Raw genomic sequence first — 14,924 nt, forward strand, 5'->3', positions numbered from 1 at the left:
CTGGCCTAACAAAGTGGTTATTAAATGATTTCTCCTCCCGTATAATTATTTTTCATAATTTTCTCAATTATATTATACCCATATACTTCCAAAGCAAGAAAGGGATTCTTTTTCAAAATAAACATAAGTATCTCTTCCACCTCCAAAGACGCTTCCAGAGTAACAGTTAAATCATTTACATAATTTTACTTTCCTTGTAAACTTATAAAAAGAAAGCTAAACTCTTTCGAAAGGAGTAAACAATTGATATATGAAACGATTGAAGAATTGATGAATAAAGCACAAGCGGCAGAAGGAAAGACCTTCGGTGAAATAGATACTACCGGCAGGATTAAAAACCTTCGGGCGAAGGGGACACTTGGTAATATAATAGAGGAAAGTTATTTCGGCTACGAAATCAATTCGGTATCAAAACCCGACTTTGAGAATCTAGGAGTGGAACTCAAGGTCACTCCATTCAAAAGGAATAAAAACGGTACATATTCCGCAAAAGAACGTTTGGTACTCAACATCATCGATTATATGAAAGAATTCAAATTGACCTTTGAAACATCCTCATTCATGAATAAGGCAGCAAAGATGTTGATCATGCTATATCAGTACGAGCCTGATATCCCGATAAATGATTATCGTATCTTCAAGGCATTCTTAAATGAGTTTTCGGAAGAAGACCTCGCAGTCATGCGCCGTGACTGGGAAACCATCGTCACTAAAATCAGGAATGGGGAAGCACATCTGATTTCCGAAGCCGATACCATGTACTTGTCTGCTTGTACAAAAGGAGTAAATAAATCCAGCATCCGTAAGCAACCTTTTTCAACGGTGGCGGCTAAACAACGGGCATTCTCCCTGAAGGCATCGTACATGACAGGAATCATGCGCAAATATCTCACTCCAGGACACATGGAAGCCTTATCAAAACCCGGGGAATTGAGAATCAAGACACTTGAAGAAATCCTGGAAGAAAGATTCAAGCCCCATTATGGAAAAAGGGTGGATGTACTATGCAAAGAAATCGGTATGGTGTACAATCCTGGAAACAAATCCATGATTCCACACCTTATGACCAAATTGCTTGGTGTCAGCAAAAATGATATTGATCAAATCGAGGAATTTTCAAAGGCAAACATTAAATTTAAAACCGTACGCAGGGAACCGGATGGGAAAATACGCGAGCACATGTCTTTTACACACATAGATTTTGATACGTTATTAGAAGAGGAATGGGAAGAGAGTGATTTATACAATATTTTCTCCGAGCAAAAATATCTATTCTTGGTATTCAGGTTCACCGAGAAGTATAAGAAAGGGATAAAGCGCATCCCTTATTTCGAAGGAATCAAGCTATGGAACATGCCCCTGGAAACAATCGAAAGGGAATTATATGCGTTATGGATGGAAACGCGCAAAATCGTGAGTAAAGGTGTCGAGTTGGTCCCAAATGGAAATCGAGTAATGAACGATTTGCCTGGATCAACGTTCAATAATGTATGCCATGTACGTTCAAAAGCACAAGATGGTGATGATAAAGTACTGCTTCCAGATGGTCAATCAATCACCAGGCAAGGATACTGGTTGGATAAGGGATTCATACAAGGGATATTAGATGATCAATAAGCTGAAAGCCGCGAGATACTATATCTTGCGGCTTTCTTTTGTAAGCATGAACCAAACTGAATGGATATCCCTTGAGGACTATGTTTATCTCCTCCTGATGACAGGTAGTATAAATATATACCAATACAAGGAGTTCATATTATGAAGAACCCTAAGACAACAGAGGAAAGAAGTAAAATCATGGGGTCCATCAAGGCTGTCTCTAAATTGGAGACCATGGTGACACAGGAATTATGGAACCGTGATTACAGGTTCCGCAGAAATGTAAGGTCATTGAAAGGAACGCCTGATATCGCGATAAAGAAGTATAAAGTAGTGATTTTCATCGATTCCTGCTTCTGGCACCTTTGCCCGATCCATGGCAAGATTCCCAAATCCAATGTCGCCTTCTGGACGGATAAACTGACCAGGAATCAAAAACGGGATCAGGATGTGACGGCTTACTATGTGGAAAACGGCTGGAACATCCTGCGACTCTGGGAACATGAAATACGGGGTGAGTTCGATAAGGCCATCCAGAAAATAGGCGACTTCATCGATGAAGCTAAAATTACTCATAATTAAAGGGCTGCCCTGGTCCATTTCAGGGTAGCCCTTATATCATTTTGCATCAGTTTCCGTAAACACCAATTCAAGTTCAACTTGATTGCCATCTATATTTTCCTTTTCGATTTCTGATATCCGCCTGCCCATACGCTCTATCAAACCGACGACCAATGCATTCCCCATACAGAAGTATCTCATCCGATTTATCATCCCTTCCGTCCACTCATCCGGGAATCCATTCAGGCGCTCACATTCGACAGGGGTGAGGAAGCGCAATCTTTTCGTCTGGGGATCTTCCACCACATGGGAGCTACGATTGACCGTGCCTTCGCTCGTCAACATCGTTCTTCCCGGCTTTTCCAAAGGTTCAGGGAAAGCCATGCCACCTTCGGAAAAAACATATTTATGTCCCGTGGCTGAGGTCCTTTCAATCCTTTTCGGGCCTTTCAAGTAAGTGAACTTTTCGATGGCCGCTTCTGATAAGTAATACTTTTCATCAACATCGGACTGAAGGATTTCCCTTAATGGAATCGGTGCTTCTTCAATGGGCGTGACTTCTTCCGTATAGACCAAATCGTCCCTCATGATGCCTGCATTATAATAGTTCATCGAGAATGCATCCGAAATTTCCACGAGGTCTTTCTTCATGATGAATGACTGGGGCTTTTTCTTTTCTGAAATACCTTCTTTGACCGGGAATGCTTTTGCAAAGAAACCTTTTTCATGTAACATCTGGGTTTCATCATAATTCCTGCCATTCATGACGTAAGGTGTCTCATTTTTAGTCGCAAAGATGAAGACCCGCCTTCTTCTCTGGGCTTGTCCATATTCAGCCGCATTGATGACTCTCCATTCCACTGAATATCCCAGGTCCCTGAAGCTGGCCAACATGATGGAGAAATCCCTTCCCCTTTGTTTGGACGGTGACTTAAGCAGTCTGTCGACATTCTCGAGCAACACATATTTGGGATTGGTTTCCTTCATCAACCGTGTGATTTCCCAGAATAAGACACCCTTCTTCCCTTGCAGTCCCTTTTCACCGCTCAAGCTTCTTGCGACCGAATAATCCTGGCACGGAAATCCTCCGACAATCATATCGATGTCTTGTCCCTTGAAGTTTTCTCCATCCACTATGCTGATATCTTCATTGGAATGTATTCCATTCCCCTCAAACTTGCGTGCATAGCAGTCAAATGCATGCTGTATTTTCTTGGAAGGCTCCCATTGGTTTCCCCACACAACATTAAAACCGCTTGCAGCTTCCAGACCCAGTCGGAATCCACCGACTCCGGCAAATAATTCTATTACATTTATCAAGACCGAACATCCTTTCGGTTATTAGCTTATGTTCATTATAATAAAAGTTGTCCAAAAGATCAACTATTTAACTAGCAATTATAAAAAAAATAGCAAAATATTTATATGTTACAACCATTTATTATAACAGAAATAGTTATGGTCTTTATATAGGTAGATTTTGAAAGGATGGATAGTATGGAAAAAGGCTCCCAGTTTTAAGGGAGCCTTTTCATAAGAGGGATTTATGAATTAAATAATATGCTTGTTATAGAACTGCTCATCGATTTCACCAATCAACACAGAAGGCTTACCATAGTAATACAACTGTAAATAAGTCTTTGCCCTGGTGATTGAAACGTACAGCAATCTTCGTTCCACTTCCATGTATTCATCATCCTGTATTTCTTTATCCGTTAATTCATCAATGAGGTCTATGATGATTACATAGTCAAACTCAAGGCCTTTTGCCGAATGGAAAGTGGTAAGTTTCACACCCGGTGTATGAACATTACCTTTTTCCTTTTCGATGAATTCATGCGGGATTCCCTCTGCTTGTAAGCTATAATAAAATCGTTTAGTCGATCTCCATTCCTTGGAAAGTATCCCTATGGTTTTTTCGGGATTATCCTTTTGCAACTTTTTGATGGTTTCAATGACGGCGGCATCATGTTCCTTCTTGCCACCACATTCAAACACGTCTGGCATCGGCCCTGTATATTCCGGCAAAACAGGTTGGACATATTCTTCGTCGTTTATGATGGAGTCGTGCTGCTGTAAACTATGGGCCATCTGGATGATTTGCCTGGTCGATCGGAATGAATTCTGCAGGACCTTGGTACGCCCCCCCAAGATGTTGATTCCGATTTCCTTCCAGGAAAACGATGTCTTGTAGATTTTCTGTCCTTTATCGGCTGCGACGACAAACCTTTCCTTTGCGATATAACGGAGTAACATCAGCTGGATTTGTTGTAGGTCTTGAGCCTCGTCAACCATGACACAATCAAACTTATATTGATCACTCAGCTTTGCTTTATTCTGATAAATGGTCAATCCATAATCATCGTAGTCAACTTTTCCATCTATTTTCTTGGCAGTTTCATATCCTTCATAAATACTGAAGAGGACCTCCCGATCCTTTTTGGTTACACGGACATCGCCCCCGCGTCCAGTACGTGAAGCCTCCATATAGTCTGAAGATGTAATGATTGCCTTTCCTTTTATCCAAGAGATTTCTTCCAATAGGAAATCGTGGAACTTATCTTCTTTTGCAAAGCGGTGTTTCTTGGATGAGCACTCTTTTATAGACTGTTGAAGGTAATTTTTTCTATCCTTTGTATTTGCCACTTTGACCCACTTCATCTTCCCAGCCTGCCTTAGCGGCTGGAATGCCCAACTGTGAAAGTTATAGACATAAAGATTGTCAGGTCCTATTTGATCGGCGATATATTTAGCATAGGTACTGAGCGTTTTATTATAAGTGAAAAGCCCAATCCTTATACTTGGATCCTTCTTAATCATTTTTCTTGCTTTATTTAGAAGTACAGTGGTCTTCCCACTCCCGGCAATGCCTTTTATAAGGAGCTCTTCCCCATCATAATCCACGACTTCCTGTTGCTTCTCTGTTAATTCATGTTCGATTGCTTCAATAGACATATTCCATACTCCTTACCAAAAATCATCGTCATCATCGTCATCGTCTGAATTGATTGCATCCATAGCTGAAGGGACACCTTTACTTTCCTTTATCACCGAATGGACTTTATCCAATTGATATTCAATGGTCGTATTGATTTTCTCCCTATCTATCTTATTTTTGATACACCATTCACTAGCTACCCTACTCCAAATGCTCATCAGCTGGATTTTCTCCTTTCTTCATCATCCACTGGATGATATGCTTCGGGGCAAAAGGCGTTATGTGGACAGAAACGACACTTCATACTTGGCTTTGCTTCCATTTGAATCGGATGGTTGTTCAATTGGTATTCAAATTCTTCCCTTAAATCTGGTATGATGGTTTCCGGCTTATCATACAAATCTCGGATCCTATTTGCGGTCTTTTTACTATCGTCATCTCCATGTTGATTCTGAAGGGCCGGGAATAAAAATAATTTTCGGAGGTCACTATATTCATTTTCTTTACCGTATGGGATGTGTCCACCGTAGTGCTTTCTCGCCCAATGTGAATAACGTAGATTTTCATCTGCCATGAGGTTGCGCTTGAAATCAGTCCAGTAAGGGAATAGCTTATCCACCTCTTTCTTCACCATCTCTTCGGTACCTTGCCTTCCAATAAGTGCCTGGACAGACTTCAAAAGGTTCCCATACATGAATTCATGTATGAACTCACTATCAAACGAACTATATTCCTCTGTAATGTAACTGTAGTAAAAACGGCGTGGGCAGAACTCAAATTCCGCCAAAGCATCTATAGGATACGCCAGGAATGAATCCAACTCTCCCTTGCTCACCGACCTTACCAACGGCTCATCCAATAAATCCTCTTTCAGTGAATCATTTTCTTTGTTGGGGACCAATCCCAACTGATCAAGATAGATGGCTTTATCCAAATTGTCCTTATCTTCATATTGAACCATCCAGGATAGTTCTATTGCATTTGAAAATTGAAAGAGATTATACATTAAATATCTTGTAATGCCTTTCACATGGCGATTTCGTAAGGATTGAAAGGAAAGCGGGATATTCCTTTCCGCCAATGAACGGAATGTCCGTTCTTGTAATGGCCATGGAAGCTGATATTCATTATATGGTAAACTATTTTCATCAAGACCCGTTACATGCGTGATTTTATTATCTTTGAATGCTTCACCATCCATCTCAATGAAGGGACGGATAATCATATCCTTATTTGGGTCACCTTCCAGGTTCCCGGATAGATATAAACTTATCGCCGTACTGATATCGTCTATATGAAACATCTCCACTGTCGGAGCAGCTTGCAATGTCTGCTTCAGCTCTTCAATCAAAGTGCGTTCTTCCTGTTGGATTTCTTTCTCCAAATGAGGATTGGAGTCGAATACAAGATGCCTTAATTTTTTGAAGTGTTCGGTCAATGAGATTCTATTCTCACCATTCCCGAAAAGCGCTCCGGCAACTTCGAATAATTGCTTAATGAACCTAAGGACCTGTGTGACTTCCTGTTCTTCGAGTGAGAAATGGGAAATCCGTCTAAAAGGGCTATCCATCATTTTATGGAAGCGGTTGTCGTTCCCCATATTAAAAGAAGATAATGCCTCCTTTTGGATATCATTCAGTAAAGCTGCCCTTTCCATCCACTCACCGATGGTTTCGCAACCTTTGAAGAACGGAAGTAAGTCACGCAGGTCTTTTGTGAAGTCCCTGGCATTTTCATCCCTTTCCTTGTCATGGAGCCACCCCGAAGAAAAGCATTCGAATATTCCACCCTCTGTGATTTTCAGGCACTTCTTCCGTTCATCCCACATCTGGTGTAGGTGAAACATGAACTGACCGATGGGATACGAGAGAAAACGCCTCTTTTTCTTGAATAGTTCCGGATAGTATTCAAGCAATCGTTCATTAAGAGCCTGGGCATTCGGGGCGATGAATGTCTTTTTCATCTCTTCTCCCAATTGGTTATCTTCGAAATCAGATAAGAATGAGTAAAAATCTTCATAGTCGGTCACGAGCATCTCTTGCTTGCTATATCCATCAACGGATATCCCTTCAAAATCCGATAAGAACTTATCTGCAATCGTCGTATCCCCAAGGTATGACCCACCTATTTCCCAAGCATCCTTATCAATCCAGCCATGCCTTTTGCTGATGAAGTCGGAAATGAAAGAAAATGTACCTGGATAGCGTTCGTCATATAAATTAAGGAAGATGATGTTGACTCCCGCTTTCTTCAGTAATTGAAATATCCGCTGCTGTTCGGATGTCAAGAAGTAAAACCCATGCAATACAAGGGTATCAAAGGAAATCCTTCTATTGATAAGTTCTCTATCTTCTACCCCATACTCTTGTTCAATCAATGAAAATAGGGATTCTTTGAGTTTTTCCTCATGTATTTGGATTGGAGAAGAGAAAACCCTTCTGATTTGTCGGAAATCATCATGATTCTCCATCCCCCTCCATACCTTGATGAAAATCTTTTCTTTATCGGATAAATTCCATTCCTCATCAAAATCATCCGGTTTGATCCCTGACAATTCCAATAATCGGATTGTATCCAGCACCTCGATCTGGTTGCGTCTAAAAGAAGTGTAATACTCCGAGTCCCTAGCAATATTATTATTCAACGCTTCAGACAAGATAAGGTATTGTTTCAACTTCGTCTCGGAACTATACCAACTTGGGAATAGAGCTTTGATAAAAGTGATGGAAGTGATTACCGGCGCTGTGATGTAAGGTTTTTCCGGCCCTTTTTGATAACGTTCAAAAACGCCATCCCTCATATTCTTCGTTGCACAGATGTGCAGGCAATTCACATATCCTTTGAAAGTATCCAGTTCTTCTAATTTTCTTGGATGGTTGTAGGTAAGTACCTTACAATTCATATCATTGCTCCTCCCTAATAAAACTTGCCCAGCTGCATCGACCATGTCTGATCCAAAGGTTTATCGGGAACAAAAATAAGGAGCCTTTCCCTACAACGTGTCATTGCAACGTATAACAACCTTGTTTCTTCTTTGATGATTTCTGTTGATTCCATATCGTCCAACTTATTGTGGTTCTGATTGCTACTGGCATTCTTCTTGATGAACCACCCTACCTCTTTCCGTTCGTCATCAAATAGCATCTCGTCCCGTTCAAAATCAAAGATTTGATCTGTGAAAGGAATGATGACTGTATGGTACTCCAGTCCTTTTGATTTGTGGACAGTGACGATTTCTATGATTTCTTCACTATCCACTTTATCGATCCGTGGTTCGTCCTCATTACGATTGGTTTTAATATTCAAGCCCAACCAACTATACATCCCATATAAAGTGGCATTCGTGCTATCGAATTGTTGGTGCAGCAAGTTCATCATATGATTCAGGTTTTTTTGATATTGCTTTACATCTTGCTTGATTTTTACCTTTTCGGTCTCGTTGGGCCCTTCCTCAAAACGACTAAGTTCGCTTGAGTATAGCCTTTGTTGTATATCCTTTGATAAAAAATGCCTGATGACAGCAAACACAGGTTTGATTCTCAGTTGATTTACATAGTCCTCAAACTCTTCTTTCAAGCCGTGCTCTTTTCTTAAATACTCCAGGATCCTTTTATTATCCCCCTCGAGAGGGACAAGGTAATCCAGTAACACATCAGCATCAAAAAACGGAGTTGCCAGTGCATTGAGGACACTTTTTGAATAGCCTGGATACAATAGCGCTTCTAAAAGGGCATAAAAGTCCTTCACGGCACGACTATTGAAAAAAGTGCCACCCAAATTCATTTCTGTGACAATACCATGATCCTCACACCATTTGTGCAATTTTTTTGCTTGGTTATTAGTCCTGACCAACAGTGCGATTCTTTTCTTTTTCGGCTTTGGGGATTGCTGTTTGATGAGTTCCTGGGCATGATGGATTTCCTTCATCAACTTCCCGTTCAGTTCATCTGCCCATTTATTATATTTATACAACTTAAATTCATTGCTGCCGAAAGTGGGATCCTCATTGCCTATGAGCCTATCTTTTTCTTTGTAATTCAAATGATCAGCTGATGCCCAATGCTTGAACATACCATCGATCGTATCCAATATTCCTTTTGATGTCCGGTAGTTTATCTGTAACGGCTCTTCATGGAAACCATCTTCCACCTGCTTTTGTAATTGTTCAAATGCAGTATAATCGGCTCCCCTGAATCGATAGATGGATTGCTTGATATCCCCTACAACGAAAAGCCTCGTATTTAATATGTGCGCTATCTGGGCGACCAGCTTGATCTGTACGTCATCACTGTCCTGAAACTCATCCACGAAAAGATATTTCATCTTTGAAGACAATTCATGTAACGCATCCGCCTTCTCTATGCTGATTTGACTTATTTTCCTGACAAGGTCCCCTATCGTGATCGAATTTTCTTCTTTCTTCAAACGATCAAAATAGTCTTCTGCCCGTGGAAACACATATTTGAATAACTCATTGAATTTCTGGTCTTGCTCAGAATTTGCATCCCCCCATTGAAGAGACTGGATTTGATTTTCATTCAAACCCTTTCGTTCAATTTCATCCCAGAATCCTTCGATGATCTTCACGAGCTCATAATGACGGAATCCATCAAAACCCAAGTCCTCCATCGGTATGTTCCCTACATATTCGTTGAGGACCGATTCAACGATTTCCCGGCGCTTCATGGTGTAGCTCCTCAGCCTTACATTCCTGCCGAATCCCAATACAAATCCCAGTTCTTGAATCAAGGATTTGGCAAAGGAATGAATGGTACTGACATTCATCTCCTTTAGCTCTTCTGCATATTCCAGATAGTCAGGTCTATTGGTAACATGATATCGTGATAGAAGCTCATCCTTTAACCTTTTTTTCATTTCTTGCGCAGAATCCCGCGTAAATGTAATCATGACAATATCTTTGAGGGATAAATCCGGCCTCATGGATATAAGGAACATGATTCTTTGAATCATCACAGTCGTCTTACCTGTACCGGCCCCGGCAGTGATTGACAGATTGGTGTCCACTGATGCATGTTCTATCAGATATTGCCCTTTATTGAAGGATGGAAATAATTTGAACCATTTTTCAGCAAACAAGCCATCCACACTTTCACCATCGACAACCACCAACGGTTCATCGATTTTAAATCCCTGTTTTGACAAATAGTATTGAAACAAATATGCCTTTTCATATTTGGAAAAGAATTCAACAGGAAACCATGTAATCTCTTTCTCGAAAGGTGCAAGGATAATGACCTTCTTCCCTTTTTCCAACAAGGATTTCATGTAAGCAATATCATCCCAAAGCCTCTCTTTAGTCGACGCGATATATAAATAGGAGTACTTGACTAAAAATCCATCCGAATCTTCTTCCATCTCTGCACCGCCGGAAATCAACCCGATCATCGATTCCCATCCTTTCACACTCATCAGGGTGGAAGATTTTGATAAATACGTAGAAATTATCGTATCAAGGACACCCTTACTGGTGAGTTCATCCCTTAATAGGACCTTTGGGGCACTAGGCAGTAGGTGGAACCCCCTCGCTTCCCATTCCGCTCGTGTAATATAAGGAAGGGCAACAACAATCCTTTTTGTAAAATCCGGATCAATCCCTTCTTGCCCTTTCAACTGATCGACCAGGCTATACATTTGCTGCTCAGCCTGCTGATACGGGTTGCCTTCTTCCATATAAAAATCCTTGTAAAGCCACTTATGGCCTTGAATGGCTACAATATTATCAATCTTTAAACCTTTTACCTCTATGATGATAGCTCCTAATTCTTTATCCAATATAAAGATATCCGGTTCTTTCCGGCTATTAAAATCAGGAGAAAAAATAGGATAATTCAAATATGCAATGCATTCACGGCTGTAAAAAGCATCCTTAACTGCATCCCAAACGATACTTTCCGCCTTGCTTCCTTTTTTATCCTTAACATTGGTTGAAATAAACTTTCCTAACACAACATTCACCAACTTCTGTAAAATTCCAGTATTCGACATAATTATATCAAAACAATAAAGAAATTTGGTTGTTTTTCAGAAAAAGGAAAGAGTGTAGCTCAATATGGACTTATTCACCCCAGAAGTGCCAAGACTATAAATCTCCAATAATCCTGACTAATTAATGACTTACTTATAGCATTAGTGTCAGTTTAGATTCTTAGAAGGCATATTGTTTTAATATCCTCCCTATTTGCCCCGAAAAAAAAGACACCCATTTAGAGTGTCTCTGAATAATTAGCCTTATAGTGTTAATAATAATCCTCTTCTTCATAAAAATCTTCTTCATAGGGCTCATCATCGTAATCATAATCATAATGTAAGGGTGGTGAATCAGCCTTTCCTTTACCAATAACTTCAAAATCATAAAATCTTATATTATTTATAAAAGAGACTTCTTCATAAAATTCATATAAGTTATTTAATACTGTAATAAACTTTCTATTTTTTGTTACATTTATTATTTCACAATTAAAATCAATGTTTGGGACTCGAGCTCTTACCAGGTGATCAGTTTTAAAACTATCGTTAAATATTGCTTCGTCGTCTTTATAAGCTAATTTAACTATAATCTCAGAATTTTTATATTCAATTGTATCCTTTCCCCCATACAAACCCCAATCTATGGTAATGCTTTTTCCATCTTTACTGACATCAATAATCTCACCATAATTTTTGTTGAAATGTCCTTGAATGTAAAATAAGTTTAAAAACTCAACTATCGCACCTTTTTTAAAATCCTCGCTGAATTTAGATTTATTTGAGGGATAAATAACCTCTAGTAAATCAGATGTATCTAAAGTCTCTTTAAATGCCTTTTCGTTTTTATAAAAATATTGTATATTAAGTTCACTTTTTGAATATGAACAAATTTCCCCCATCCTTTGCTTACCTTTATCATATATGATAGTACCTACTTTAAAATTTTCATTGAAGACCACTCTCTCTTGTTCCCTATTAGGATGAACAAACTTTTGATAGCCTCCACAATTACTACAATAGCCATTTGGATAATCTGAAGGTATTAAACATCTACATTTCATATGAGCCGTCCTTTTTATAATTATTGAAAGAAAGAATCATTTGCCTAGCATTTCCCCACTCAGTATATACGTACAATCTCCCCTATTAGGTGAATCTAAATAACGCTACTCATGTTTGCTTGCCCTTTGATAAATACCTGGTTCAACCTTGTTTTAACTTGCTCTGAATGGTAGTATGCAAAATGAATTGTGGGACCTGTACGTTCATATTTTCACAACTACCAGCACTTACTCAGAGAACTCCCCATAATCAAGATTCATCTCTTCACGTGTTGACATGCTGTTCGGATTACTGATGGAATAGATGCCATCCTCCAAAACCTGCTTTTGAAACTGCCTCGTAACAACACCAGATCCATAAGAGAAATTCAATATGACTTGATGCTTCCCCTCGGTTTGAATAAGGCTTTTATCCTTCTTCAAGACATCTTTTATCTTAAACACATAATCTCTCGCCTGTTTAAGCGGACTTTTCACACTATGTAAATCCCCACTAGAATCCCTTATCGTCCACTCGTCCTTATTTAACTGATACAGTGTATTTCTCGTATAACCCTTCACCTCAAGATCAATCAACCCTAAATCAGGACCAATAATCACAAAATCCGGCCAAGTTCCCTGTATCTCCGGTTCATAATACACAATATAATCATCCGGCAAATAATCCTTCAAAGTGCGAAACAAAATCCGTTCGCCAGAAGTCGCACTACTCCTAATCGTCTCCGGAACCGTAATGGCCATCCTTTTCACCTACCGACAAAATATTACTTTTATTATAGCAAAAGGTGCAGTTAATTTACATAAAGTTACAAAAATAAGCATCGGAACGGTCCCGATGCTTCTAAATTAATTTTCTATTATTTTCACATGAAAAAATATTCATTTTTTGATTTACGAACACTCCAAATCTTCCCTACGCTTCATATTACGCTCACCCAAACATACCTTTGATAGACTTAATAATCTTTAAAGCTTCTTTGTTCTTTTTCTCCATTTTGGTTTCCCCTTTTAATCTGGTCAGTTTTTTCGGGTCGCTTTCTTTTTTTAGGCTTGTCCATATGATATCCCTTCTTTCCTCTCCTTGGTATTAACCATCCTTACCAAGAAACCTGGGAATATACATATAAAAAGAAAAAGCAAGATACATAGACTGTACCTTGCTCGACTATTCTATTGGTTATTAATGAACTGTAACACTTTTCTATTTAACTCTTGCACGTTTCGTGACATTTTACTGGTAGATTGAGATGACAAGTGGGTCAAATGGGTAGTCGTTGTTGATACCGCCACCTTTTTCCCATTAACTGTTACATACTTTGCTTTTTTCTTCTCGTCTTTTGTCTTGTTTTTATCAATAACGAACTTTTAAAAACCCTCCTTCGTGAAGTGGTCTTTTTCTCATTATACCTTGTTAAATAGTAAGGGTATAGTAGAGATAGATTAGGTTAGTAATGTGAACTGCATCCACTTCTAGCAACTCTCCATTTTTATTTTTCAATACGACTAGTAATTGTCTTTCATCCATGAATATTGGCACGATCATGCTGTCCTCTTTAATAAGTTAAAATGACAGTTGATTGAGAAAGTGCATCAAGATGGGTTTCAAACTCCTCTCCATAATCAAATGCATTTAACTGTGCTATTTCTATTAAAGTTTGATTTATCCCCAATTGCAAACTATAGTAATCCTCAATTCGCTGAATTTCTTCGCTACTCAATGATAATCCAAACCACGTTTACCTGTAAATTATGATGGGAAAAATGAATAGTAATAACTTATCAAAGACAGCCACGGTTAACTAATATACATATCTTATTCAACCAAAATTTCGTACAATAGAAGCAAATTACTACGATATTGAGGGTTTCCTATGAACAATAATAAAACTCTTGAAGACTGGATTGCGGAGTGCAACCGACTAAGCAAAGAAAATACTTACCTTAAACAACAGATCACCAGTCTTCTTCAACGTGAAAAATTTAATAACGGGTCTCCTGATATAGTGACAAAGCACTCCCCACTCCACACAAAAATCAAGCTTTATAGAAGCCTATTTAAAGAGCGGGATGATGCTTACGCACTCCACTGGGAAGCACAGGATGGAAGGTCTGGTTATTTGCCGGCATGTGCACATGAATGGGACCGACCTATCTGCCAGAAGCCAAAGATTAAATGTTCGGAATGTCAACATCGTACTCTATTACCCCTTACGGATAAAGTCATTGAATACCACCTTAAGGGGACACATAGTATCGGCTTATATCCCATGCAGAATAATGATACCTGTTCATTCCTTGCTATCGACTTTGACAAGCAGAATTGGCAAAAGGATGTTTTGGCTTTTGCTCAGGTTTGTAGGGAGCATGAAGTTCCTTATAGTGTAGAGAGATCTAGGTCAGGGAACGGTGCGCATGTATGGTTTTTCTTTTCTGAAAGAATGGAAGCCCCTCTTGCACGGAGGTTGGGGTATATGTTGCTGTCGAAGACATTGGAGGTTCGTCATGAGGTTGGGATGAATTCTTTTGATCGGATGTTTCCAAATCAAGACGCTCTGCCTAAAGGTGGTTTTGGCAATCTAATGGCCCTTCCGTTGCAACGACAGGCTGGTGTGAATGGCAACAGCTTGTTTGTAGATGATAGTTTTACTCCCTATCCAGATCAGTGGATATACTTATCGACTGTAAAAGGCTTGGTAAAAAAGATGTCCACCAAATTATTAAGAAATTAGATCCTAGTGCAGATGAAACAGTACCATATGCTGCAGTTTTGCCTCAAA

Annotated in this window: 12 protein-coding genes; 3 read left to right on the forward strand and 9 right to left on the reverse strand. The window is 39.3% G+C overall.

The genetic code is table 11. The annotated features are described in order from the left end of the window. Positions 1–243: 243 nt before the first annotated feature. Together JOC95_RS09225 and JOC95_RS09230 are read left to right on the forward strand one after the other, a co-directional pair. A complete protein-coding gene (locus JOC95_RS09225; protein ID WP_204415386.1) occupies positions 244–1,617 on the forward strand; it encodes a Sau3AI family type II restriction endonuclease in 1,374 nt (457 codons plus the stop codon). A gap of 141 nt (positions 1,618–1,758) precedes the next feature. Further along, positions 1,759–2,181, forward strand: coding sequence for a very short patch repair endonuclease (locus JOC95_RS09230; protein ID WP_204415388.1), 423 nt, complete (start codon positions 1,759–1,761; stop codon positions 2,179–2,181). A gap of 36 nt (positions 2,182–2,217) precedes the next feature. On the opposite strand, the gene JOC95_RS09235 is transcribed toward JOC95_RS09230, so the two are convergent. From JOC95_RS09235 to JOC95_RS09275, 9 genes are all read right to left on the reverse strand, one after another. Next, positions 2,218–3,480, reverse strand: a complete 1,263-nt coding sequence (locus JOC95_RS09235; protein ID WP_204415390.1) for a DNA cytosine methyltransferase — start codon at positions 3,478–3,480, stop codon at positions 2,218–2,220. A gap of 231 nt (positions 3,481–3,711) precedes the next feature. Beyond that, positions 3,712–5,115, reverse strand: a complete 1,404-nt coding sequence (locus tag JOC95_RS09240) for a UvrD-helicase domain-containing protein (RefSeq protein ID WP_204415392.1) — start codon at positions 5,113–5,115, stop codon at positions 3,712–3,714. Positions 5,116–5,127: 12 nt separating this feature from the next. Beyond that, positions 5,128–5,316 (reverse strand): hypothetical protein, encoded by a 189-nt coding sequence (locus tag JOC95_RS09245; protein WP_204415394.1) that lies wholly within the window; start codon positions 5,314–5,316, stop codon positions 5,128–5,130. After that, positions 5,316–8,000, reverse strand: coding sequence for a hypothetical protein (locus JOC95_RS09250; RefSeq protein ID WP_204415396.1), 2,685 nt, complete (start codon positions 7,998–8,000; stop codon positions 5,316–5,318). Before JOC95_RS09250 ends, JOC95_RS09245 begins: the two co-directional genes overlap by 1 nt. Positions 8,001–8,014: 14 nt before the next feature. After that, on the reverse strand, positions 8,015–11,074 hold the full coding sequence (locus JOC95_RS09255; protein ID WP_204415398.1) for a UvrD-helicase domain-containing protein: 3,060 nt from the start codon (positions 11,072–11,074) through the stop codon (positions 8,015–8,017). A gap of 281 nt (positions 11,075–11,355) precedes the next feature. Then, entirely contained in the window at positions 11,356–12,147 is a 792-nt protein-coding gene (locus JOC95_RS09260; RefSeq protein ID WP_204415400.1) for a hypothetical protein, read from the reverse strand. Positions 12,148–12,375: 228 nt separating this feature from the next. Continuing rightward, complete coding sequence (locus tag JOC95_RS09265; protein ID WP_204415403.1) at positions 12,376–12,888, reverse strand: nuclease-related domain-containing protein; 513 nt, start codon at positions 12,886–12,888, stop codon at positions 12,376–12,378. Between the two features lie 670 nt (positions 12,889–13,558). Then, positions 13,559–13,690 carry a hypothetical protein gene (locus JOC95_RS09270; protein ID WP_204415405.1) on the reverse strand — a complete coding sequence of 44 codons (132 nt, stop codon included), beginning with the start codon at positions 13,688–13,690 and terminating at the stop codon, positions 13,559–13,561. 10 nt (positions 13,691–13,700) lie between these two features. Further along, positions 13,701–13,865: a hypothetical protein gene (locus tag JOC95_RS09275; RefSeq protein ID WP_204415407.1), complete on the reverse strand. Its 165-nt coding sequence runs from the start codon at positions 13,863–13,865 to the stop codon at positions 13,701–13,703. A gap of 153 nt (positions 13,866–14,018) precedes the next feature. On the opposite strand from JOC95_RS09275, the gene JOC95_RS21380 reads away from it, so the two are divergent. Next, the gene (locus tag JOC95_RS21380) at positions 14,019–14,876 is read left to right on the forward strand and encodes a TOTE conflict system archaeo-eukaryotic primase domain-containing protein (protein ID WP_239582796.1); all 858 of its coding nucleotides are present in this window, start codon (positions 14,019–14,021) and stop codon (positions 14,874–14,876) included. The last annotated feature ends 48 nt before the right edge of the window (positions 14,877–14,924 follow it).

Source organism: Sutcliffiella tianshenii, from assembly GCF_016908565.1.
Taxonomy (GTDB): domain Bacteria; phylum Bacillota; class Bacilli; order Bacillales; family Bacillaceae_I; genus Sutcliffiella_A; species Sutcliffiella_A tianshenii.